Raw genomic sequence first — 24931 nt, 5'->3', positions numbered from 1 at the left:
AAAGAAGCGGGAGCGCAATCCATTGTTTGCGCTCCCGCCTGGGGTTTGGGGTGTGGGGCAGGACTAGTTGTAGCCGGGGTTCTGCACCAGGGCACCTTCACTGAGATCGATCTCCGTCTGGGGGATGGGGAAGAGCTCATTTTTGTTCTGGGTGAAGCTGGGCCGCAGGGGCTTCATCACCTCGAAGGAGCGGTTGGTGCGCACCAGGTCGAACCAGCGGTGCTGCTCCAGGGCCAGTTCCACGCGGCGCTCGCGCCAGATGGCCTGGCGGAGTTGGGCCTGGTCGGTAGTGGTCACGTCGGGCAATACGCTCGAGGAGGTGCCGCGGGCGCGGGCGCGCACCATGTTGAGGTAGGTCAGGGCTTCCTCCGGCCGGCCGATCTCGTTGAGGGCTTCGGCGGCGATGAGCAGCACGTCGGCGTAGCGCAGCACCCGGATGTTGCCGGGTCCGTTGCCGTTGCCGCCGGGGTGGTCGCTCACGTAGGCCTTCTGGTTGAAGCGCTCGCCCACGATGTTGGGGTCGCCCTCCACGATGCCGGAGCCGTCGGGCAGCACCTCCCCTACGTAGAGGATGGTGGCGTCGCGGCGGGGGTCGCCGGGCTCGAAGGCGGCGATGAGGTCGTCGCTGGGCCGGTTGAAGCCCCAGCCGAGATTGGGTACCCCGCGTACGCCCTGCACTTCGTTGTACTGGGTACCGCCGCCGCCGATCTCGAAGGCGGCCGCCTGTACTTCAAAGACGCTTTCGCTGCTGTTCTCCCCCTCCAGGGTGAAGATGCCGGCGAAGGTGGGATAGAGGGCGTAGCGGCCGCTGTTGATGACGGCCAGCGACAGGTCGGCCGCCTGCTGGAAGTTGCCGCGGGTCAGGGCCACCTTGGCCAGCATGGCCCGGGCGGCGCCACTGGTAGCGCGGCCTACGTCGACCCCGCTGTAGCTCGCGGGCAGGGCCTCGATGGCCGCCTGGAGGTCGGATTCGATGAGGGCGTACACCTCGGCTTTGGGCGCGCGGGCGATGGCGAAGTTATCCGGGAAGGGCTCAAGCAGCAGGGGCACGTCGCCGAACCACCGCACGAGGTTGAAGTAGAAGTAGGCCCGCAGGAACCGCGCCTCGCCCCGGAGGCGGGTGCGGACCTGCTCGTCGATCTCCGGCACCTCTGGCAGGTTCTGGATGGCCAGGTTGGCCCGGAAGATGCCGGTGTAGTAGCCGCTCCACACGCTGGCCGGGGCCACGTTGGTGGGGGTGAAGGTGAACTGGTCGATTTCCTCCAGGAAGAATCCGTCGGAGGTGAAGCTGCCCTTGTCGGAGTCGTCGCTGACGATGTCGGTCATGCCGATGAAGCTGAAGACGTGGGTTTCCCAGGACCGCAGCTGGTTGTAGACGGCGTTCACCGACTGCACCGCCTGCTCTTCGGTCCGGAAGAAGTTCTCCAGGGTGTATTCGCCCTGGGGGGTACGGTCCAGCACTTCGGTACAGGAGGTAGCGAGCAGCAGGAGGAGGCAGAGGGGTGTAAGGATCGATTTCATGGTTTGCATAGCTAGGGTCCTTTTAGAAGGTGATGTCCAGTCCGGCGGTCAGCGTCCGGGCGATGGGGTAGATGGTCCCGCGGTCAATGCCGTTGTCGAAGACGGAGCCATTGTAGATCTCGGGGTTGTAGCCGGTGTACTCCTGCCAGGTGACCAGGTTGGTGCCGCTGACGTACACGCGCAGGGACTGCATCCGGAGGCGGTCCGTCAGATCGCTGGCGAATCGGTAGCCGAGGGTGACGTTGCGCAGGCGGACGTAGGAGCCGTCCTCCACGTAACGGGAAGAGAGGGTTTCGAAGTTCTGGCCGGCGATGGTGATGCGGGGGTCGGTCAGGCTGCTGCCGGGTTCGGTGAAGCGGTCCAGGAAGCGGGCCTCGTAGTTGTAGGCGCCGAAGCGGGCCATCTGCTTGGCGTTGATGACCTCGTTGCCGAACTGTCCGGTGAGGTCGAAGGTCAGCTCCAGGCCGGAGTAGGCTACCGAGCCGTTGACGCCCAGGATCATGTCGGGGATGGCCGAGCCGAGCACCACGCGGTCCTCGGCGGCGGTAATCACCCCGTCGCCGTTCTGGTCGCGGAAGCGCAGGTCGCCCACGCGCTGGTTGCCGAGCTGGGCGAACTGGTTGAGTTCCTCCTCGCTCTGGAAGACGCCGTCGAGTTCGTAGCCGTAGAAGGAGCCGGCGGCGAAGCCTACGCGGGAGTTGGTACCGAGTTGTCCGCCTACGCCGAGTCCGCCGCCGAAGAAGTTCTCGGTGTTGCCGTCGAGCTGCAGCACTTCGTTGTGGACGAAGCTGGCGTTAGCGCCCAGGCTGTAGCGGAAGGCGTCGCTGCCGGCCCGCCAGGTGCCCGAGATGTCGAGGCCGCGGTTCAGCACCTCGGCCACGTTACGCACGGCGGGGTTGGCGCCGATGTAGTTCGGGATGGGCGCCTGGAAGAGGATGCCGCTGGTGACCTTCCGGTAGAGGTCGGCCTCGAAGAGCAGCTGGTTGTTGAAGAAGCCCACTTCCACGCCGATGTCGGTCTGGGTGGTTTCCTCCCAGGCCAGGTCGGGGTTGGCCAGGCTGGTCAGGCTGGCGCCGGGCAGCAGGATGGGATCCCGGCCGAACACGGCCCCGAGGCCGTTGGCTACGCGGGGTACGTACTGGTAGTCGCCGATGCGGTCGTTGCCGGTCTGCCCCCAGCTGGCACGCAGCTTCAGGCGGCTGATGAGGCCGTCGGCGTTCCAGAATTCTTCCTGGCTGACGTTCCAGCCCAGGCCTACCGAGGGGAAGAAGCCGTACTGGTTGTTGGCGCCGAAGCGGCTGGAGCCGTCGACCCGCCCGGAGACGGTGACCAGGTAGCGGCCGTCGTAGACGTAGTTCAGGCGGCCGAGGTAGCTCACCAGTCCCCAATCGCCGCCGGACACCCCGCCGGAGTTGGAGGCGGTGGTGACGTCGCCGCTGTTCAGGTAGTAGAAGGAGGGGTCGCTGCCCACCAGCCGCTCGCGGCTGCCGGAGATGAACTCCCCGAAGTTGTCCTGGTAGGTAAGGCCCACCACCCCGTCGAGGTGGTGTACGCCGAAGTCGTTGGCGTAGCTCAGGGTGTTCTCCCAGAGCCAGTTGCGGCGGTAGGCGTTGAAGACGCTGATGTCGCTCTCCTCGTTCTGCTGGCTGGCGCTGACGCGGAAGGCGGGCACGAAGTCGCGGTTGCGGTCGTAGTTGAAGTCCAGGCCGAAGTTGGTCCGGAAGGTAAAGTTCTCCAGGAAGGAGACGTCGGCGTAGGCGTTGCCCACGGCGCGGTAGGCCTGGCTTTCGTTGTTGCTGTAGAAGATCGAGGCCAGGGGGTTGCCGGTGTTGCCGATGGCGCTGGCGTCGCCGAAGTTGCCGTTCTCGTCCCGCGGTACGGTAATGGGGTCGGCGCGCAGGGCGGTCAGCAGGATGTTGCCGGTGCTGATGTTGTCGGAGGTGTTGTAACCCAGGCTGAGGTTACCGGCCACGTTGAGCCAGTCGGTCACCTGCCGGCTGTTGTTGAGGCGGGTGGTGAAGCGGTCGTAGGCCGAGCCGCGGATGATGCCCTCCTGGCGGTAGTAGTTGGCGCTCAGGTTGAAGGTCGAGCGGTCGCCGCCGCCCATGAAGGAGAGCTGGGCGTTGTAGATCGGCGCCTGCTGGAAGATGACGTCCTGCCAGTCGGTGCCCTCCCCGTACTGCTCGGGGTTGGGGAAGCGGGGCTGGCGGCCCTCGTTCACGTCGGCCTCGTTGATCAGGGTGGCGTACTCGGTGGCGTTGAGCACGTCGATGGTGCGCACCACTTCCTGGGTGCCGGTGTAGGCGCTGATGTTGATGGTGCCCTCACCGCCACCCTGCTTGGTGGAGATAATGATGACGCCGTTGGCCCCCCGGGCACCGTAGATGGCGGTGGCCGAGGCGTCCTTGAGTACCGAGACGCTCTGCACGTCCTGGGGGTTGAGGAAGGAGATGTCGTTCAGGATCATCCCGTCGACCACGAAGAGGGGGTTGGCGTCGTTGAGGGTGCCGATCCCCCGGATGCGGAAGATGGCGTCGGCCCCCGGCGCGCCGGATCCGGGGATGATCTGCAGTCCGGACACCTTGCCCTGCAGCGACTGCCCCAGCGACTGGGTGGGGATGTCGGTGAGCTGGTCGGACTCCACCACGCTGACGGCCCCGGTGAGGTCGTCTTTCTGCTGGATGCCGTAGCCGATGACGACCACCTGCTGGAGTACCTCACTGGCTTCGCTAAGGTTGACGTCGATGGTCGACCGCCCCTGGATGGCCACCAGGCGGGGGGTGAACCCGATGTAGGAGAAGGAGAGGGTATCGCGGCCGGCGGGCACGGTGATTTCGTAGCGGCCGTCGAGGTCGGTGATGGTACCGCTGCCGGTGCCGGGCACCTGCACGCTCACCCCGATCAGGGGCTCGGCGCCGCCGGTGACCACGCCGCTGACGGTCGTCTGGGCCACGGCCGCCGCGCAGCCGAGGAGGGTAAGGAGGGAGAAGATCAGTCTTTTCATAATAGATGGTTATTCGGGTAGGTCAGGGTTACTGCGCCAGCCAGCCGCCGGTGAAGCCGGCGCGCTCGAGTCCGCGGCGGATGTAGGGGTTCTTTTTCATCAGCTTCCACACCAGCTCCGAGCGGTGGTTCTCGATCTGGATCAGGATGGGTCCCTGGTCGATGCCCAGGTAGTCGGTGTCGTACCAGCCGTTGGCGTTGCCCTCGCCGAAGGTGTAGGTGAGGTTGAAGGCGTCCTTGAATCCGTAGGGGCCCACCAGGCTGTCGTACTGGGTGGTCCACATATGCTCCAGGGCGGCCAGGCATTCCTCGGGAGCGAAAGGCACCGAGCCGCCGGCGGCGGTGGGCGCGATGGTGCCGTCGTCGATGATGTGGTCGGCCGAGGCACCGCGGGCGCGGTAGGTGTAGAACTTCACCGGGCGGCCGTCCACCAGGGTGTCCAGGTCGGCGGGGCCGTCGCAGGCCGTCAGTCCCCACTGGTTGGGGCCGTAGCCGACGAATTTGCCGGGGTTGTCGATGGCGTAGGCGCGGTTGCTCAGGGTGCCTTTGCGGCTGTTTTCGAAGTAGTCGCTGTCGTGCTCCCGCATGTAGGCGTCCTGGATGCCGCGGAAGTCGATGTACATCTGGCTGTACTGGTGGCCGAAGAGGGGGCTGAAGTTGAGGTGGTCATACCCCTTGAATTCGGCCCATTCGTAGCCTTCCGACCAGCGCTCCCAGGCGTCGTCGGGCAGGGGGTGGGTGGGGCTGCCCAATCCGAGGACGAGCAGGATCATGGCTTCGTTGTAGCCGTTCCAGTCGGCGGGGATGAAGCCGCGGTCGGGGCGCCAGCCCATGCTCATGCGGCCCTGTTCGTTGAGGCTCCAGTCCCACTCCACGCGGCGGTAGAGGCTGTCGGCCAGCTCGCGGATGCGGCGCTCATCCGGGGTATTCCCGTCGAAGTAGCTCTGGGCGGAGAGGATGCCCGCCATGAGCAGGCCGGTATCGATGGTCGAGAGCTCCACGTCCTTGTAGCGCAGGGCCTCGTCGTTGGTCAGGAAGTGGTAGAACAGCCCCTTGTAGCCGGCCACGCCACTGGCGTCGGGGCCCTGGGGCAAAGACCACAGCTTCTCCAGCGTCAGCCGGGTGCGGGCGGCCGCTGCGGTGCGGGTCACGTAGCCGCGCTCCACGCCCACCAGGTAGGCCGTCAGCCCAAATCCGGTGGCGGCGATGCTGCTGAAGCGCTCCGTGGGCCAGCGGTCGGGGATCTGGTAGTTGTCGGGCAGGGCCGTTTCCCAGAAGTAATTGAAGGTGCGGCGCTGCAGTTCGTCCACGCTGAAGGCGCGCTGGGCTTCGGCGGTCGCGGCGGCCCCTTCGCTGCCGGCAGTGGGAGCCTGGCAGGCGGCGAGCAACAACAGCAGGGCCAGCGGTAAAAGTCTCATATTTCTTGGTTTTGAAAAACCTCCGGAGGGCAGGCCCTCCGGAGGTTGGTCACAGGCTTAGCGCTTGACGACGATGCTGCGGGCCAGGGGCAGTCCGCTGCGGTCGTGGGCGGTCAGTACGTAGGTGGCGGCGGGCAGGTCGGCCAGTGGCCACTGCACCTGCGTGCGCGCCCCCTCGACGTTGAGCTGCTTGACGGGCTGGCCGAGCATGTTGGTCAGGGTGAAGCGTACCGCGCCGTTGGGGTTCTCGATGGTCAGCTGGCTGCTGATCGGGTTGGGGAACACCCGCAGGGCGTCCAGCCGTACCGGGGTGAAGAGACCGGTGGTGTTGGCGCAGTCGCCACTGCCCACGGCGATGTCGTCGAAGTAGTGGGTCTGGGCGGCTTCGGGCACCTCGGTGCTGTTCGGGATCAGGGTGACGCGGTTGTAGCGGGCGCCGTCGGGCAGGAAGCTCATGTCGAAGGTCAGTTCCTGCCACTCACGGGGGGTGGTGTAGCTGGCCGGTACGTCGCCGCTGTTCGGGGCGCCGTCGATGCCCTGCTCGAGCTTGAAGACCACGGTGCCTTCCACGGGCATCCACACCTTCATGGTGATCATCTTCTGGCCGCTGGAGAGCACCAGGGGAGCGTCGAGATCGGCGTACATGCCGGCGAAGGTTTCACCGTTGGGGGCCTCCTCGAAGGTGCCTACGGTTTCGCTGGTGTTGATGCCGCTCTGGTCGGGGTTCTCGGAGATGATGAAGTCGTTGCCCTCGAAGTCGCCGTTGGCAAAGTATCGCCAGCCGGCCAGGGTGAAGTCGGCCGACTCAAAGGTCGAGATGCAGGAGTTCACGTAGGGCGCGCGGCGCAGCCGCAGGTTGTCGAAGTAGTAGGTATTGACCGCGGCGTTGTCGCCGCCGGCGCCGAAGAACATCACCAGGCGGGTGTAGCCCATGCCCTGGTAGGGGCTCAGGTCCACGGTGTAGGTGTTCCACTCTTCGGTGGAGGGGATGTCCTGGAAGACCTCCGCGGCCGCGGCGCTGCCGCCCTCGAGCTTGAAGAGGATCTGACCGTCGGTCGGGGCCCAAATGTCGACCAGCAGCTGGTTGTTCAGGCTCAGGTCGATGGCACCGCCGAAGTCGATGACCAGGGCGTTGAAGGCGCCGGGCTGGTCGTCGAAGGCACCCACCTTGGTGCTCTTGTTGGGGGAGTCGTTGCCGCCGTCGGGGTTGTTGACCACCGAGACCCACTCGCCGCCCACGGTGTAGTTGGCGTTGCGCTGGCACTCGAAGTCATCCAGGATGCGGGGGTCGGTTTCCACGTCGGCGCAAGCGTCCACAGTGCTCTCGCCCTGGGAGAGGTTGTCGAAGTAGTAGGTATCCGTGCCCGTGGTGTTCGGAGCGAAGATCAGGGAGATGCTCTCGAAGTCGGTGACGTCGGCGAACTCCTCGAAGTTGAAGCTCAGCGTCTGCCAGCTCTGTCCGGTAGCGGCGGTGGCGTCGGCGCTCTTGCGGCCCTCGGTGGGGCTGAAGAGCTGCATGGTCACCACGGTGTTGTCGTTGGGGGCCCATACGTCCAGGTTCAGCTGGGGGTTGCCGCTCAGGTCCAGGCCGTTGGGCAGCATGGCGTTCAGGGTGGCAAAGGGGGCCGGGCCACGGGTGTAGGAGCCCACGGTGGCGCTGCTGTTGCCCTCGGTGTCGGGGTTATCGATGGGCCCGTTGAAGGTACCGTTGTTGCCGCCGGCCGTCCAGGTCAGCTTGGCACCGTCCTCGAAGTCCTCAATGGCTTCGGCCGCCGGGGCGGGGGTGATGGTGATGTCGTCGATGTAGTAGATGTCGCCCTCGGCGTCGTCCACGCCGACGTTGAGGAAGAGCACGAGTTTCTTGTGGTTGGCGTTGGACTGGTCGCTGAAGTCAGCGCAGACCTCCGTCCAGGTTTCCGCCTCGTCTACCATGACGCGTACTTCCTTGTTCGGCGAGCTGCCGCCCTCCAGTTTGAAGAGGATCTCCCCCGTTACCGGGGCCCACACTTTCATGCAGATGTTGTTGTTGACCGACAGATCGATGGCGTCGTCGTAGTCGATCACCAGGGCGTGGAAGGCACCGGCCTGGTCGGTGTACTGCCCCACGCTGTCGCTGGTGTTGATGCCGCTCTTGTCGGGGTTGGCGATGACCATGATGTCGTTGAAGCCCGGCACGGCGTAGGTGGCGTTGCGCTGGCACTCGAAGTCGTCAATGATGGTGGCGTCCACTACGGTACCGGCGCAGGGACCGGCGGGGCTAACCTTGAAGTTGTCGAAGAGGTAGGTGTCGCCGCTTTCCTCCACCCCGTCGTCGAAGAAGAGGATGGCGCGGGTCGGCTTCTGGCTGGCGGTGCCGCTGAAGTCGAAGGTGTAGGTGCGCCAGACGTTGGCCGTGGCGATGTTTCTCTTGGCTTCGATGCTCCCGTCGGGGCCTTCCAGTTTCAGGATGAAGCTGGTGGCGGCACCGGCGTACACCTGGATGCTGAAGCGGTTGTTGGTGCTCAGGTCGAGGGGTTCGTCGAAGGTGCCGATGAAGAGGCTGTAGGAGCGGTCGTCGGCCTTGGTGTAGGAGCCCACGTTCGCGCTGGGGTTGATGCCCGTGGTGTCCTCGGGGTTTTCCACGACGCCGTTGTAGGTGCCGTCGACGGCTTCCCAGGTGACCACCGAGGTACCGTCGAAGTTTTCCAGCACGGTAGTCTGCGCATTCAGGCTCAGGGCCGTGGCGCAACAGAGAAGAAACAGTAGAAGTCTTTGCATGATGTGTTGATTTATAGAGCGAAAAAGAAGGTTAGCGGGTGATGAGCCACGGCAGGGTGAGGCTTTCGCCGTGTTGTCCGGTGACCATCAGGTAATATAAGCCCTGGGAGGGGCGCGTGCGCGGGTGCAGGGTTAATTCGTGAAGGCCGCCCGCCAGGGCGGTGGGGGTCACGAGGGTTTCCAGGGTGCGGCCGGTCACGTCCACCAGCTGTACGCTCACGGTCTGGGGGCGGGCCAGGGTGAGTTGCAGCTGGGCGGCTCCGCCGGCGGTGGCCGGATTGGGGAACACCAGCGGGCGGTCGGCGAGGAAGTCGGGCAGGGCGGCCACGGCGGTGGTGGTGTCCTCCACGAAGCCCACCGCGTCGAGGGCGGGGGCGATTTCGGGGCTCGACATGAAGAGATCCCAGAGCAGTCCGCTGCGGTAGTTCTCGATCATGACGATGATGGGCCCCTGGTCGATGGCCAGGTAGCTGTCGGCGTACCAGTTGGCGCCGATGTTGAAGGCGTCGTAGAATCCGTAGGTGCCCCAGGTGCGGTCGCCCAGCTCACGGTACATGTGCTTCAGGGCCGTCAGGCTCTTCTCCGGGGTGTAGGGCATGCTGCCCAGGGCGGCGGTGGGGGTGATGGTGCCGTTGTCCAGTGTGGGACTGTCGGGGGCGTGGGCCAGGTAGCCGTTCGGGTCGTCGCTGGCGGTGAGCCCCCACACGCCGGGCCCGTAGCCCGCCCGGTTGTAGGGGTTGGCCTGGGCGTGCTCGTAGTTGATCAGGGTGTGGTTGGTGTTGCGGACGAAGTAGTTGGTGTACTGGTCGCGCTTGCCGCGGGGGTCGAAGCCCAGGTAGCTGTAGTGGCTGAAGAAGAGCGGCCCGCCCTTACCCGAACCCACCAGCAGGGGGATGCCGTAGTAGCTGGCGTTGGTGGTGTAGTTGCCGCCGGCCCAGCCCGTGTGGTAGAGGGAGGGGGCGATGCGGTGGCCCGGGGTGGGGGCGGCCACGCCCAGCAGATAGACGATGTGGGTCTCGTTGAAGCCGCGGATGGGCAGGTTGATCTGGAAGTCGTGGTTGGGCGACCAGTGCCAATAGAGTACGTTGCCCACCTGCTTGCGGTACCAGCTCCAGTTGACCCCGGACCAGAGTTGGTTGACGTTCTCCCGCAGCCGCACCTCCTCGGGGCTGTCCCCGTCGAAGTACTGCCGGCTGGTGAGCAGCCCCTGGATCAGGAAGGCGGTCTCCACCAGGTCGCCGCCGTCGTCGAGCGGACTGAAGGGCACCACCGCCCCCGTTGCCCCGTTCATCCAGTGGGAGAAGGCCCCCTTGAAGGTGGGTACGGTGGTGAGGAAGTCCACGATCTTGTTGGTGCGTTCCAGGGCCTGTTCCCGGGTAAGGAACCCGCGCTCGGCGCCCACGATCAGGGCCATAAGTCCGAAACCGGTGCCGCCGCTGGTCACCACGCTGGTGGTGTTGCGCTCGCGGGCCATGCCGGAGACCGGGTGGCCGAATTCGTAGAAGTAGCGCAGGGTGTACTCCTGCACCATGTCCAGCAGGGCCGAGTCGCTCATCTCGTAGGTGGTGGCCGCCACCGTATCGGAGGGCTCACCCAGGCGGCCGTCGCGGGTGATGGCGCGGAGGAAGTAGCGGGTGGTGACGTCGAAGTCCCCCACGAAGTGGATGTAGCGGTTCTGCAGGCTGCCCGTCCCCAGGACGGCGAACTCACCCCCCTCCGCAGCGCCGTAGACGCGGACGCTCTCCACGGCGGGGTTGCCCGGCTGCTCCCAGTTCAGTTCCACGTGGTGGTCGTAGGCGGTGGCCTCGAGGCCGCCCACCGGTCCGGCCTGGGCGTGCAGTCCGGCCAGGGACGAAAGGAGGAAAAAACAGGCTAACCACCTCGGGGGCGCGGGTAAGAAATGCTGCATTTGCGGATCGACTAAGCGTGACTAGTGTGCAGGATATAACCCACACTTACTTCACCAAAGTTCTCTCCCAACCCCTTTAAAACCTAGAAAACGACCTCACCACGACTACGCCATGTGCACGATTTTCTCAGAAATCCTGCAAATACTGGTTGAGGTTGTCGTTGTTCTCCAGCTCCAGCTTCTTGCGCAGGCGGTAGCGTTTGTTCTCCACCCCGCGGACGGAGATGTGCAGCAGGGGGGCGATTTCCTTCGAGCTAAGGTCCATGCGCAGGTAGGCGGCCAGCCGCAGGTCGCCGGAGGTGAGCTCGGGGTGGGTGGCGCGCAGCCGCTTGAGGAACTCCTCGTGGACCTCGTTGAAGTGGGATTCGAAGATGGCCCAGTCCTCCTCGGTGTTCAGGTTGCGGTCGATGAGGTGGAGCAGCTTGTGGGCGGGCTGCCCCGTGCGGTTGCCGCCGGTCCGCGCCAGCTCCTCCTTCAGGTCCAGCAGCATCTCGTTCTTCTTGGCCAGGGTCAGGGTGGTGTTGGCCAGCTCCTGGCTCTTGCGGCGGTTTTCGGACTCCAGCTTTTCGTTGCGGGCCAGGATGCGCTGCCGCTGCAGCTGCCGCTGCCGCACCGCCTCCAGCTGCCGGGCCTGTCGCTGCAGCCGCTTGCGGTGCTCGCGGTAGAGGAGGTGCAGCAGCCCCGCCCCCAGCAGGGCGTAGGCCAGGTAGGCCCAGGCCGTGCGGTACCAGGGGGGCAGCACGGTGAAGGCCAGCTGGGCCGTGGCCCCGTACCAGTCGGCCTCCACCTCGAAGCGGTAGTCGCCCTCCTCCAGGTTGGTGAATTCCCGCTCGCCGCGGGTCGACCACTCCGACCACCCGTCGCTGAAGCCCCTGAGCCGGTAGCGGTAGCGGATGCCGCGGTCGAGCACCGGCAGGGCGTAGGCCAGGCGTACGTCGTTGTTGCGGTAATCAATACGGTCCGTGGCATCCCCGGCCAGGGTGAGCTGCAGGGGGTAGTGGGCCGGGGCGGCGTGGTCGCCCGGTCGGTAGACGGCGAAGCCGTCCTCCAGGCACAGCAGGTACTCCCCCGGGCCGAGGGCGGTCAGGTAGGGGAAGTCGCGATGCAGCCGCACGGGTACGGCCCCGAGGCGGGTGCCGTGGCGGTAGGCGGTGAGCCGGTCCGGCCCAACCACGAACCACTCCGCCGTGCCCGCCCGCCCGGGCAGCAGGTAGTGGCCGGCCGCCAGCGCCACCCCCCGGAAATGGGTCAGCGCTATAAGCGCCCCGTCGCGGTAGTGGTACACCCCTTCGTCGGTCTGCACCAGCAGGGTGTCGCCGAAGCGCGCCAGCAGGGGGCGGATCAGGTCGGGCTCCCGCAGGGTATCCACCCGCCGGATGCCCCGCCAGTCGTCGCTGAGCTCCACCCGGTAGGCGCCCCGCGAGCCGTGGAGGGCCAGTATCTCATTTTGCCGCCCCGTGGGGGCCAGGTAGCGCAGGGGGCTCAGCAGGCCTTCCAGCCGGGCCTCGGCTCCGCCCATAATATCCAGCGTACTCAGTCCGGCGTAGTTAGCCTGCAGCAGGCGGCTGCTGTCGCCGGGTACGGGGATGGTCTGCCAGCCGCCGGAGCGCTCGCTGATGCGCCGCGCCCGGTCGCCGCTGACCAGGAAGGTGCCGTCGTTGTGGCCGCAGAGCAGTCCGGCGGGGGTCTCCCGCAGCTCCCACACCTGTCCGGCGGTACCGGCCACGAGCTCGAAGCGGGCGCTCGCGGGGGAGTAGTAATACAGCCCCTGGTTGGTGCCCACGTAGAAGGTACCGTTATAGACCTTGGCCGCGTAGGCCGCGCCGATGGGCCGCCCGCCGGAGCGGTAGAAGCGCAGGGGCTCGCTGCGCACCACCAGGTCGAGGCCGCGGTCCAGCCCCGCCCAGAGGTTGCCGCTGCGGTCCTCGTAGAGGGCCAGCACCGTATTGTTCGCCAGGCCGGCCCCGAAGGAAAGCTGGTACAGCAGCCGCCCCCCGGCGTCGAAGCAGTACACCCCGCCGGCGATGGTGCCCACGGCCACCTCCCCGTTGCCCATGATCCGCAGCCGGTTGATCTGCTGTCCTGACAGCCGGGCGTCGGCCTCGGCCGACCAGGGCTCCAGCCGCCCGGCGCGGTAGCGGTATATCCGGTCCTGGGTCGCCAGCAGGGGCGCCGCGGCCGGCCCCGCCAGTCCTACAATGGCCCGCCCGCCGGGGTCGCTGCCGGGCAGCAGGGTAGCCGCGCCGTCGGGCAGGTAGCTCACTACCCCGCGCCCGGTGACGGGTAGCAGCAGGGTGTCGCCGGACGCGTGGCCCAGCATGATGGCCCCGGGCTCCTCCACGGTCGGCGCCTCCTCCCCCGCCCGCAGCCAGTACAGCCGCGAGAAGGACTGGAAGACCACCGTCCCGCCGGCCAGCACCTCAATGTTCCAGATCTCCTCCCCCTGCTCCCGCGCCGGCAGCCGGGCCGAGAGGGAAACGTAGTCGCCCAGCCCTACCCCACTCCGCGGAAAGTAGCCGAACTCCCCGTAGCCCCCCACGTACAACCGGTCGCCGCACCAGGCCACGGCCCGCACCGTAGGCCGCCCGGGCAGGGTGAGTACCCGCCAGTTCAGTCCGTCGTAACGCAACACCCCGCCGGAATTGGCTACGTAGAGCACCCCGTCGGGCGACTGGGCCACGTCCCAGTTCTGACTGCCCGCCCCGTAGTCCTCCTCGGAGAAACTGGTGGTGCGGGGGGTTAGTACCGGCAACGCATCTACCCCCTGCCCCGCCAGCGCGACGGACAGGAAGAACAGACAGCATAGAAGGACGATACGGAACACGGAAACGGCCGAGGTGAGTGAGGGGCTGCAAAACTACCGCTTGTTAATGGAGGGGAACAGAGGAATCCAGGTGTTCGTCCGTTGGTGGCAGAATGAGGAAGGGTGGTGGGGCTGCGCCAGGTTCGAGGCAGCTTTTCTACCAGGTTGTCTAAGCTGATGGACCTATAATAAAGACCTCAGGTGCATTCGCTAAATCCGGTCGGCGTTCAATTCACACCCGGATTCTTTGCGTGTACCCTTCACTGTGTGCATACCTGTCAATTTGGCCCTCGCCAATTCAAATCCGTGGCGTATTATTGGAGGGCGGGTGGTGCCTACCTGTCAATAATTGCGCCCATATTGCGTGTGGATGCGCAATGCGGGTGTGTTTATGTTGTGTGCAATAGGCCACATTTGGCGGCCATCATCAAACACTCAATTCAAAAAAAATTAATGAAACAAAATTAGATACTACGCTATTCACATCTTACGGGTATCAACTAAATTTAATATTAGAGAATGATGAGCGGGTTTACTTAAAAACCGTTTGACAATATTTATGAAATACATATAAATTAACTGTTGAGTAATGCATGACAGATCAGGTACGTGTTTGAACCCAGGTATCTGATAGAAATAGCACCTTAGGATGAACTAGTACAGGGTTGAACGATGTGTTCCCTCGCAATCATAGGGACAAATCGTCCACATAAAAAATCCTATAGATCCCTGTTCAATTGTGAAAAGTCCTTATCTTAGATGCCAATAACCTTCAAGGATACCATTATGAAGTCAACAAAATGGATGCTTTTGATTGCTGGCGCATCCGCTCTACTCTCAGGTGCAGGTTGCCCAAGAAATAGTTTGTTTGCGGACAAGTGTCCTCTGAGTTATCGTCTTGAATGGCAAATTGTTGAAGAGGGTGTTTCGGTCGATCAGCAAATTGAATTACTTTCCCAACTTAGCGCTGCGGCGAAAGCTGATGCTGACAAGCTAAATGACTTGGTTGGAAACGCCAGTGCAAAAGCTAATTTTAATACTGAATTTGAATTGGCCCGAACGGTTCAGTCGGAAGAATTTCGTAAAGCTTCGGTCAGTCAGGACGTATTTGATGAATTCGTGAAAGTTAGAACCTCTTCATGTAATCTTTGGGACGGTATACAGAATGGTTTATACGGAGAAGATGATGAAGCCATAAAAGAAGCCAGAAGATTGTTTACCAATATTCAGGAGAAATTTAGTGCTCTCGAGGAAAAAAAAAAGAGGTCGTAATTCTCCATAAGCTAGAATTAATTCAAGAAGCTGATAGGGCATTTCAAAGCGGAAATTACAATTTAGCACGACAACTGTACAATCAATTAGTTGCCGTGGAGGAAGATAACGATGAGTTTTTGATGCGACGAGGTTATTGTTTCAGAGTAGGAAGAGAATATGAAAAGGCATTGAATGATTATAATAGAGCTATCAAATTAAGTCCAAAAACTCACAATTATTATTCTAATAGAGCTGAACTGTATTATTATCTAGATCAATACAGTAATGCATTGCAAGATATTCAAAGCGCAATCACTTTATTTGGAGAAGGAAATGGCAAGTATCACTATAATAAAGGTATGATTCATCTTAAATTGGATCAGAACGAGGAGGCTTGTAGTGAATTTAAGTACGCATCCACTTTAGAATCTAGTGCAGCTACTCGACAAATAGAAATCCACTGTCAATAAAATAATGCTTCAATTAGTACACTTAATTGCTCGTAGGCGATCCTATTCAATCATTCTGTAGCACATTGATAATGTATTATAATGTAGCTGCTGATTTATTTTTGGCTTTTTCTATTGAATCTGATAGAGCTGTGATAAGGAACAACTATATGATGCACACAACACCGCCTACCACGTACAGCCGCCGGCTTAGATTTAGGGTGCTATCATTGCTTTGAATGTGGTCGGAAAGAAGGTTGACACCCGTAGTGTTTGCTGGTGGAGGCGGCCGTCGGGTAGGCCCCCGTTGGAGTGAAAGGCTACACTTCGTTTCGCCTTCCACTCCAACGTGAGCTGTCTACAGGGTGCCGGACGAAGGACATTTAAAAAAATGCCCTTCATCCACCACCTTGCCTTCGGCAACTCCAGCATTTGAAATATTTTTTGAGGCTACGCCTCAACATCATTCCAAATCCCGGAGCTGCGTGGGCAGCTCACGTTCGGCGCAACCATCCTAAGCACCCTAAGTCACAGGAAACATTTGTATAATTACGCAGATGAAGAAAATTGATATAGAAAAAATAAGGAATTGCACGCCCGCACTGACAAAGAGCTGGTCTGAGCAACGACTTGAAGCTGCTCTGTTTTGTTTAGACCACAATTCTCATAAGACTGGGGTTGAGTGTCTTGACACGAGTCAATCGTTGAAATATGAACTACGCTGGCATACCGAGATCAGTGAAGCCATGAAAAGGACGCATAATGACGTTCAAGATGCTACTGAAATGGGTGCCGAAGGGATGGCAGCTTTATTTGCCGATGAACTTACCCCGTATCAAATAATTATTCGGTCCGCAAAGAGGACAGGCATCGATTACTGGTTAGGTGATAAGCAACGGAAAATTCTCCTATATCAAAAGTCAGCACGTTTAGAGGTATCCGGCCTCATCAATGGATCAGATGCAGAGTTTGCTAGGCGCATCAAAAAGAAAAAGGAGCAAACAATGCAGTCTCGCAGTAGCAAACTACCCGCTTATGTAGCAATCACGGATTTCGGTAAACCTAGGATAGCGTTCGAAAAAGTATGACTATTTTAGATAAACATAATGAGGCTATGGATATTGCAGAACAAGCATTTGCTATTGTTCAGCAGAATCCTACCGTTGCTGCAGAATTATTTGAAAAAGCATATTATATAGAAAGATCTATTGCAGACACAATTGAAGCTGTAGAAGATAATGAACCGTCCCGCTCAATATTCTACAAGAGTGCAGCTTCGTTAGCTCTGAATGCTAAACTTTTTAGAGAAGCCGAAATTTCAGCTTGTCTCGGAATATCCGGTCGAGGAGATGATGTTGAACTTGATGAGTTAAGAGACATATTTGATCAAGTTAATTTCGAAAGGCACTTATATTTAAATGGTATAAGTTTAGAGAACAACCAATTCCAACTTTCATTTGTAGGAAATGAGGTTGGTTCAGGATATATTAAAAGTTCGGAGTTAATTGATAGGCTCAATATTATAACTGATTTAGCTAGAAAAGAAGTCGAAAAGAAAGCAAATAAAAAATTCAATAGTAGAGGCCGGCCCGGGAACGTTGTCCAGATGTATCCGCTGTATTTTAGTGCGGGTATGACAGGTAGTTACAAAATCATTATCCAAATTGGTAACTCTAAGAATGGTGATCTTTTATTTGGGGATAAGTATGCTATAGAAAACAGTATCATTACCTCGATAATAAGGAAAATCGACTATATTAATAGTAATAATTTAGAGGCACTAAAAGAGGAGTATGGGAAAGACGATCCCTACTATGACTTTTTCGTAGAATCAATTAAATCATTTGCACCTGATGGTGATAGAATTAAAATGATTGGCTTCACTACAAGCATTAATGGCGATGAAGTTCAGACTCGGTTGACTAGAAAGCGTACAGAAATCGGTGATGTATTCGAGATGGAGGAGAATCTGGAGTTCGATCTGGTAGAGGAGGGAACTATTGTTAGCGTGATTGGAGTTTTGGATTTGTCCAAAAGCAGAAAGACAACACATATATTTGAAATTATGGACGAGGAAGGTAGGTCGTATAAGTTTGAAGCATCTGAAGGAGAACTTGCTAGTATTGTGAGAGATAACTACAAGGACTTAGTTAAAGTGACTGGGAGAAGGAAAAAAGGGAAAAGAGAAGTCTATCTATTCGTGGATATTCAGAACATAGAGTAAAATGGGGAGTATTGCATAAAGTGTGTCAAGGGTAATTCTTAGGATTAAAGATTAAGAGAAAAGAAGAAGAAAGTCAAGCCCTCCCGGCCCTGGTTCTAGAACCAGGGCCGGGAAGGCTTGCGCCGCCGGCTCAGAGGTCCAGGCGCAATCGGTCGTCGTAGAGGATGGCCAGCTGGGCCAGGATCCGGTTCCAGTTGTGCATGGGCTTTTGCCACTTGGCAGTGACGTCGCGCTGTACGAGATACAGCAGCTTCATCAGCGCCGTGTCGGAAGTGAACGAGCCCTTGGTCTTGGTGACCCGCCTGAGCTGCCGGTGGAAGGCCTCGATGGCGTTCGTAGTGTAGATGACCTTGCGGATCAGCGGGCTATAGTTGAACATCAGCGTCAGGTTGTCCCAGTTGCGGCGCCAGGAGGCGATGATCTTGGGGTACTGCTTGCCCCACTTCTGTTCCAGGCGATTGAGGGCGTGCTCGGCCTTCTCGCGCGTCGTAGCGGTGTAGATCGTCTTAAGGTCCGACTTGGCTAAGCCTTTGGGGCCCCTTCCCCTAAGCCCGCTAGGTGTCCGTATAGGCCAGGTACTTCTTCGAGTTGCGGATCTGATGCACCACGCAGAGCTGGACGTCGGTCTTGGGATAGACGGCGGCGATGGCGTCCACGAAGCCCGTCAGGTTGTCCACGCAGGCGATTAGGATGTCCTCCAAGCCTCGGTTCTGCAGGTCCGTGAGCACCTGCATCCAGAACTTAGCCGACTCATTCTGACCGATGTAGAGTCCCAGCACGTCCCGGTAGCCCTCCTGGTTCACGGCGATTATTCCGTAGACCGCCTTGGTGATTACGCGGCCTTCCTCGCGGACTTTGTAGTGAATGGCGTCCATGAAAACGAAGGGGTATACGCTTTCCAGCGGGCGGTTGCGCCATTCCTCCAGCAGCGGAATGACCTTGTCGGTAACCCGCGAGATCGTCGCCGGCGATACTTCCACCCCGTACATCTCCTCGAGCCAGTCGCGGATGTCCCCCAGCGAACTGCCGCGGGCGTAGAGGGTCATGATTTGCCTTTCCAGGTCCTTGGGCAGCTGCTTTTGCCGTTTGCCGATCACTTTGGGCTGGAAGCTGCCGTTCCGATCGCGGGGTGTGGCGATGTCTATCTCGCCCAGCGAGGTGCGTACCCGCTTCTTGCCGCGACCATTTTTCCGATTAGGGACGTCTTCTTCGGCTAGGTGAGCGTCCAGCTCACCCTCCAGGGCCTGCTCCAGAAAGGACTTTAGCAGGGGCGTGAACGCTCCGTTCTCACCCAGCAGCCCTTCACCGTCCTGCAGTTTCTTGATCGCTTCCTTGCGGAAGGCTTCCACATCAAACTCGTGGTTTTCCATTTGCTTGTAGTTGTGTTACGAAAAGTATTGGTTCTTATCGTGACACACTTTTTGCAACGGTCTCCGGTCTCACGGTCTCACGGTCTCGGTACAGCCAGCCGTCACCGGCGATCACGGTAAAAGGCCATCCCCCCCCCTTATCCTTCCAACTCCCGGACCACCACGGCCAGCTCAGCTTGCGTGAAATCGGGTATCCCCCTAATTTACTGAGGCACAACCGGTCGGACCGCCATGAAAAGCCTCCTCTTTTTGCTAGCCCTACTATCGCTCGGAAAACTCGCGGGACAGGAAACAGCTGAACTTCCAGGCCCGGCAAAGGTGGTCACCCAGCACATTGATAGCGACTACATGAAGGGTGGGGTTGATTACCACGTTTACTTTCCCGACGCCTACGAGCTGGACTCAACCCTATCGTATCCGGTAATTTACTGGCTCCACGGAAGCGGTGGCTGGCCTCCCGGCGTGCTGAATATGCTGGCCGAACGGTTTCACGCGGCAATGCAAGGTGAGAAAATCCCCCCCGCCCTGGTGGTTTTTCTGGACGATGGCAAAAGGGAAAGTATGTGGGTGGACTCGAAAGATGGCTCCGTCAGGATGGAAAGTGTCATCATCCACGAACTCATTCCGCATATTGATACGTCCTTCAGAACCATTGGCCAGGCGCGGGGCCGGATGCTGGAGGGTGGCAGCATGGGAGGCTACGGCGCGGCCAGACTGGGACTGAAATACCCTGAGCTGTTTACCGCCATTTCACTGATCAATCCGGGGCCTATGCAGGAGATGCTGGACCCCGAGGAAGCCCCGGTAGCCGGAAAGGCAAAAGCACAGCAAACGTTGGACCGCGTATACGGTGGGGATACAGCGTTTTTCCGTCAGTTAAGCCCCTGGCAAATTGCCATTGATAATGCCCCCAACATTCGTGGTAACCTGGAAATCAGGATGATCCTCGGCGGTGCTGATCCCAGTCTAACTAATGTGCTGAAATTCTCTGATCACCTCGACCAACTGGACATTGAGCACTCCACCACCATCCTGGAAGGAGCGGGGCATTCGCCTAAAGAGATGTTTGCAGCCCTGGGCAACAGCTACTGGGAGTTTTTCAAGCAGAATCTTCCAACTCCAGAGCAGTAAACTAGCGGGTTCCGGTTTACAAAGTGTGCCCGTTCTACTCGCGGTTCAAAGCGGAATATGTGAAACAGGGTACCGCCTGCCTCTTACGCCCGCAAGAGGAAGCCACCGGCTCGGCGTTGAAGTTGACGAGAAACAGCGAATTATCCCCCTCCGGAAGTGGATACCCCAAATGACGTAGCGCCCCCCCAGCTGCAGAAATACCCGGCAGGGGCCAGCTGCGCCAATCCCTACAATGCGATTGGGCAGGCTTCACGTCCGACCCCGGTACCCGCGCCAGCCGCCAAACGGAAGAAAAAAAGGGGGCACCGACCCCAGGCCGGTGCCCCCTCCGGGCGGTGTGCGGTGGTGTTTAGCGCTTAATACCCCACGTTCTGGTTCAGCTCAGCATTCCGCTGCAGCTCCTGGTCGGGCAGGGGCAGCAGCAGGTGTTTCTCCTCGAAGACGGGGCCCCAGCTGCTCTTGTGGCCGATGAGGTCGACGAAATTGATGGCACCGTCGGTGGCTTCGGGGTACTTGCGGGTGCGGATCATGTCGAACCAGATTTTGAAGTTCAGGGCCAGTTCGCGGTTGCGTTCGGCCCAGACTTCCTCGACGAACTCCTGGACGGACAATCCCGACAGCGCGCCACTGATCTCGTCGGGGGACTGCCGGTAGTAGGCGCGGCTGCGCACCTGGGTGAGGTAGTCGACGGCCTCGGCGGTGACCCCCTCCGAGCGGGCGATGGCCTCGGCGGCGATCAGCAGTACTTCGGCGTAGGTGTAGGCGGCGACCTCCAGCTCGGAGTTGGCGGGGTTGGTGGTGCCGAACAGCGCCTGGTCGTCGTGCCACAGGTAGGGCTGGAAGCGGAAGGAGGTGGTGTTGCCGTCCTCGTCCGTGTAGGTGTTGTGCCAGAGCTGCTTGTTCTGGATGCGCAGGTCTTCGTCCTCGTCGTACATGGCCAGGAACTGGTCCCGCGGTTCGTAGGCCTGGTTGGTGATGCCGTAGTTGGTCTGGCTCGTCAGGGTCACCGGGTAGGTGTAGGCGGGGTAGCCGGAGCCGGCGATGCCAATGGCGAACTCGATGGGGTAGACGAACTCGGTGGCGATCACCTCCTGGCGGCGGATCTTGTTGTAGGCGCTGTTCTCGGGCACCACTTCACCGCCGGCATCGCGTCCGTTCTGGGCCAGGGCGTGGGCTCCGCTGTTGATCACCAGTCGGGCGGCGTCGGCGGCGGCGGCGTAGTTGTCGTTCTGCAGGGGGAAGCCGCTGCGGGTCAGCTGCACGTCGGCCAGCAGGGCGGCGGCGGCGGGGCGGGACACGCGGTAGCCGTTGCTGACCATGTTGGTGTTGGCCAGGCCAGCGGAATTCACGGCGAACTCCAGGTCCTGGACGATCAGGGCGTAGACCTCCGCGGAGGAGGACCGCGCCCGGTAGATATCGTTGGTCGATTCGTAGGGCTCCGTGATCAGGGGCACGTCGCCGAAGTGGCGCACCAGCATGAAGTAGGCCCAGGCGCGGAAGAAGCGGGCCTCGCCGAGGAGGCGGTCCACCTGGGCGTCATTCAGGCCGGGGGTGGTGGGGATGTACTTGATGGCGTTGTTGGCGCGGCTGATCTCGCGGTACATCTGCGACCAGTAGTCGTTCAGGATGGAGTTGGAGTTGATGGCGTTGAGCTGCAACTGCTGGGCGAAGCCGATGTAGGCGTACTGCCCTTTGTAGTTGTTCTCGAAGAAGCCCGACAGGTAGGGGCCGTACATGATGCTGCGGCCGCTGTACACCCCACCGTTCATCCACAGGGCGGGGGCACCGTCGCGGTAGAGGGCGTTGACGGCGTTCTCGGCGTGGGCGGGCTCGGTGAAGAACTGGTTCAGGCTGGCCGAGCTGCGGGGCTGCTCTTCGAGGAATTCCGAACAGGAGTACCCCACGCCGCCCAGGAGCAGCAGGATGGCTAGTTTGATAGCGTTCATGGTCATTTAGAATTTGAGGTTCAGGCCGAAGGTGAAGGAGCGGGGGCGGGGGTACTGGAAGAAGAAGATGTTCTGCCCCCACTGGTTGCCGCCCCAGGAGGTGGCCTCGGGGTCCAGGCCCTGGAACTCGTCGGAGTGGGCCACGAAGACGTTCTGGGCGTTGAGGTAGATGCGTACGCTGTTCATGTTCAGCCGGTCGAGGGCGCTGCCCGTCAGGTTGTAGCCCAGGGTGAAGGCGTTGCCCCGCAGGTAGGAGCCGTCGACCACCCAGTGGTCGTCCACCTCGCTGTTCTGCCCGGCCCAGGCCTGGTGGCGGATCTGCTGCACCATGGTGTTCTGGTTCTCGGGGGTCCAGGCTTCGGTGAGGATGGTCCGCAGGCCGCTGGCGATGCCGGAGCGGTCCTCCACGGAGTGGTAGTACTGCTGCATGATGTCGGCCCCGAGGACGAACTGCAGGTCGACGGTGAGGTCGAAGTTGCCCAGGGTGAAGTTATTGATGAAGCTGCCGGTCACGTCGGGCAGTCCGCTGCCGATGATCTCCTTTTCGGTGGTGCGCTTGGCCTCCCCGGGGATGCGGCCCACCTCGGCGGCGGCGTCGGCCTCGTCGGTGCCCCAGGTACCCAGGCGGCGGTAGCCCCAGAAGGAAGACAGCGGCTCGCCCACCCGCAGGATGGTCTGGCTGCCCGATACCCACCAGGGGCCCGACTCGATGTCCTCGTCGTTTTCCCCTAGCTTCTCGATGCGGTTCTTGTTGTAGTTGAAGTTCAGGTTGGTGCTCCAGCTGAACTGGTTAGTGGACACGTTCTGGGTGCTGAGCAACATTTCGATGCCGCGGTTCGATACCGAGCCGATGTTGTCGAAGATGGACCCGAAGCCGGTCGTCTGGGGCAGGGGGCGCGCCAGCAGCAGGTCGGTGGTGAGCTTGTAGTAGTAGTCCATCTCCAGGTTGAGCCGGTAGTTGAACAGGGCCAGGTTGAAGCCCACGTCGAACTGCTGGGTTTTCTCCCACTGCAGGTCGGGGTTGGCCAGGCCGTTGATCACGGTGCTGGTTACCCGCTGGCCGTTGATCAGGGTGGTGCCCGAGCCTACGGTGGCCAGCGACTGGTAGGAGCCGATCTCGGTGTTGCCGGTGACGCCGAAGCTGGAGCGCAGTTTGAACTGGTTGATGACGGGGTTGTCCGCGAGGAAGTCCTCCTCGGAAACCACCCAGCCCACCCCGACGGAGGGGAACCAGCCATACTTGTTGCCGGCCCCGAAGCGGGAGGAGCCGTCTACGCGGCCCGTCAGCGTGAGCAGGTAGCGGTCGTTGTAGCTGTAGCTCCCGCGCAGGAAGTAGGAGTTGAGCGTCCAGTCGCTGTAGCCCGAGCCGGGGGCGTCGGGCTGGCTGGCCGCGCCCAGGTTGTTGAAGCGGAAGAAGTCGTCGGCGAAGCCGCGGGTGCTGATGCCGAAGCTCTCATCCGTGCGCTTCTGGAAGCTGAATCCCGCCACCCCGCTGATGCTGTGGGGGCCGATGAGGCGGTTGTAGTTCAGGTAGTTCTCCTGCTGCCAGTAGCTCACCTGCTGGTTGCTCTGACGGGCGAAGCCCAGGGGGGCGGAGATGTTGATGAGGTCGCGCGGACTGTAGTCCTGGAACAGCCGGTCGTGGTTGTCAAAGCCGAACTGGGTGCGGAAGTTCAGCCCCTCGGCGAGGTTGAACACCAGGTAGGCGTTGCCGAACAGCTGGGTGCGCTTGGCGAGGCGGTCCTGGGTCTCCAGTACGTGGACCGGGTTGGCCATGGCCTCCAGGTTGAAGTTGCCGCCCAGGTCGGTGCTCTTGGAGTAGGTGCCGTCCGGGAAGCGGACCGGGAAGATGGCCGGCATCTCGATCATGGTGCGCCGGGGGGTCTGTCCGCCGCCGCCTTCCTCGAAGCTGTTCTCCTTGGTCACGTTGCTCAGCAGGTTGAAGCCGAAGGTCAGCCAGTCCTTGGGCGTGCCCTCGTAGGCCACCTTGCCGTACAGCCGGTTGAAGTAGTTGTTGAGCATGATGCCCTCCGTACCCGTGTAGTTGAGGAACACGCCGTAGGAGGAGTTGCTCGTGCGCTGCTGGATGGAGAGCTGGTGGCTGTGGGACATGGCCGTGCGTGTCACCTCGTCCTGCCAGTCGGTATCGTACAGCGGGTCGCCGTTGTCGTCGAAGAAGAGGGGATTGTCGGTGGTGAAGCCGGGATCCCGCCCGCCGGGGTATTTGGGGGCGTTCTCCATGCCGCGGCGCACGACTTCCAGCCACTCCTCGGCGTTGAGCACCTCCATTTTCTTGCGCAGGGTACCGGCCATGACGTAGCCGTCGTAGCCCACCACGATGCCGTCCTGGTTAGGACCGCGGCGGGTGGTCACCAGGATGACGCCGTTGGCCCCCCGCGCACCGTAGATGGCGGTGGAGGAGGCGTCCTTCAGTACCTCCATGCTCTTGATGTCGTTGGGGTTGAGGAACTGGATGTCCTCCATCACCACCCCGTCCACCACGTAGAGGGGGGCGGAGTTGGAGTTGATCGTCCCCAGGCCGCGGATCAGCACCCGCGGACTGCCGGTGGGGGAGCCGGAATTGAGAAAGATATTCACGCCGGCCACCTTGCCCTGCAGCCCCTGGAGGGCGTTGGTCACGGGGGCGCGGAGCAGTTCCTCGGAGGAGATGGTGCCGATGGCCCCGGTCACGTCCGACTTGCGCTGGGTACCGTAGCCCACCACGACGACCTCCGAGAGCGACTCCACGTTGGAGCCCAGGGTGATGTTCAGCACCGACTGCCCGTTGATGGGCACCTCCTTGCGCTCGTAGCCGATGGAGGAGACGATCAGGGTGGTGGCGTCGTCGGGCACCGTGAGTTCAAAGTTACCGTCGATGTCCGTTACCGTGCCCGTATTCGTGCCCTGCACCATGATGGTGGCCCCGATGAGCGGCTCGCCGGTCTCGGCGTCGGTCACCGTGCCGGACAGGGACTGTTCGGTGACATTCGATTGCACATAGGGGGGCGGGGACGCGGGTGCCGGGGAAGGGGCGAACGGCCGGGCGCTCAGTTGAGGCGCGGCGAGGACCAGTCCGGACAGGAGCAAGCCCATCCAGGTCCGCAGTTGCATGACCATAAGTGAAAAATTTTGCTGGGTTCCGGGTT

General features: G+C 60.9%; 13 protein-coding genes and 1 pseudogene. 5 read left to right on the top strand and 9 right to left on the bottom strand.

Annotation, left to right across the window (positions count from 1 at the left end; genetic code table 11):
• Positions 1–63: 63 nt before the first annotated feature.
• From CGL56_RS16465 to CGL56_RS16440, 6 genes are all read right to left on the bottom strand, one after another.
• Complete coding sequence (locus CGL56_RS16465; protein ID WP_245184188.1) at positions 64–1521, bottom strand: RagB/SusD family nutrient uptake outer membrane protein; 1458 nt, start codon at positions 1519–1521, stop codon at positions 64–66.
• A gap of 22 nt (positions 1522–1543) precedes the next feature.
• Positions 1544–4525 (bottom strand): SusC/RagA family TonB-linked outer membrane protein, encoded by a 2982-nt coding sequence (locus CGL56_RS16460; protein WP_099107678.1) that lies wholly within the window; start codon positions 4523–4525, stop codon positions 1544–1546.
• A gap of 28 nt (positions 4526–4553) precedes the next feature.
• Entirely contained in the window at positions 4554–5942 is a 1389-nt protein-coding gene (locus CGL56_RS16455; protein ID WP_099107677.1) for a glucoamylase family protein, read from the bottom strand.
• A gap of 57 nt (positions 5943–5999) precedes the next feature.
• A complete protein-coding gene (locus CGL56_RS16450) occupies positions 6000–8699 on the bottom strand; it encodes a T9SS type A sorting domain-containing protein (protein ID WP_099107676.1) in 2700 nt (899 codons plus the stop codon).
• 31 nt (positions 8700–8730) lie between these two features.
• The gene (locus CGL56_RS16445) at positions 8731–10608 is read right to left on the bottom strand and encodes a glucoamylase family protein (RefSeq protein WP_099107675.1); all 1878 of its coding nucleotides are present in this window, start codon (positions 10606–10608) and stop codon (positions 8731–8733) included.
• 127 nt (positions 10609–10735) lie between these two features.
• The gene (locus CGL56_RS16440; protein ID WP_143470765.1) at positions 10736–13432 is read right to left on the bottom strand and encodes a helix-turn-helix and ligand-binding sensor domain-containing protein; all 2697 of its coding nucleotides are present in this window, start codon (positions 13430–13432) and stop codon (positions 10736–10738) included.
• 738 nt (positions 13433–14170) lie between these two features.
• Between CGL56_RS16440 and CGL56_RS18125 the strand changes: the two genes are divergently transcribed.
• From CGL56_RS18125 to CGL56_RS18120, 4 genes are all read left to right on the top strand, one after another.
• Positions 14171–14683 (top strand): hypothetical protein, encoded by a 513-nt coding sequence (locus tag CGL56_RS18125; RefSeq protein WP_143470764.1) that lies wholly within the window; start codon positions 14171–14173, stop codon positions 14681–14683.
• Positions 14683–15135, top strand: a complete 453-nt coding sequence (locus tag CGL56_RS16435) for a tetratricopeptide repeat protein (RefSeq protein WP_099107673.1) — start codon at positions 14683–14685, stop codon at positions 15133–15135. Before CGL56_RS18125 ends, CGL56_RS16435 begins: the two co-directional genes overlap by 1 nt.
• Positions 15136–15671: 536 nt before the next feature.
• Positions 15672–16202, top strand: coding sequence for a hypothetical protein (locus CGL56_RS16430; protein ID WP_099107672.1), 531 nt, complete (start codon positions 15672–15674; stop codon positions 16200–16202).
• Positions 16203–16228: 26 nt separating this feature from the next.
• A complete protein-coding gene (locus tag CGL56_RS18120) occupies positions 16229–17338 on the top strand; it encodes a hypothetical protein (RefSeq protein WP_143470762.1) in 1110 nt (369 codons plus the stop codon).
• Positions 17339–17468: 130 nt separating this feature from the next.
• On the opposite strand, the pseudogene CGL56_RS16420 reads toward CGL56_RS18120, so the two are convergent.
• A pseudogene (locus CGL56_RS16420) lies at positions 17469–18708 on the bottom strand (IS256 family transposase).
• A gap of 231 nt (positions 18709–18939) precedes the next feature.
• On the opposite strand from CGL56_RS16420, the gene CGL56_RS16415 reads away from it, so the two are divergent.
• Positions 18940–19839 (top strand): alpha/beta hydrolase, encoded by a 900-nt coding sequence (locus tag CGL56_RS16415; RefSeq protein WP_099107670.1) that lies wholly within the window; start codon positions 18940–18942, stop codon positions 19837–19839.
• Between the two features lie 356 nt (positions 19840–20195).
• Here the strand turns inward: CGL56_RS16415 and CGL56_RS16410 are convergent, their stop codons facing one another.
• Positions 20196–21785, bottom strand: a complete 1590-nt coding sequence (locus CGL56_RS16410; RefSeq protein WP_209280361.1) for a RagB/SusD family nutrient uptake outer membrane protein — start codon at positions 21783–21785, stop codon at positions 20196–20198.
• A 6-nt stretch (positions 21786–21791) separates the two neighbouring features.
• Positions 21792–24902 (bottom strand): SusC/RagA family TonB-linked outer membrane protein, encoded by a 3111-nt coding sequence (locus tag CGL56_RS16405; RefSeq protein WP_099107669.1) that lies wholly within the window; start codon positions 24900–24902, stop codon positions 21792–21794.
• Positions 24903–24931 lie beyond the last annotated feature (29 nt).

The organism is Neolewinella marina (genome assembly GCF_002631205.1).
Taxonomy (GTDB): domain Bacteria; phylum Bacteroidota; class Bacteroidia; order Chitinophagales; family Saprospiraceae; genus Neolewinella; species Neolewinella marina.
This window is presented reverse-complemented; position numbering and strand designations above follow the sequence as displayed.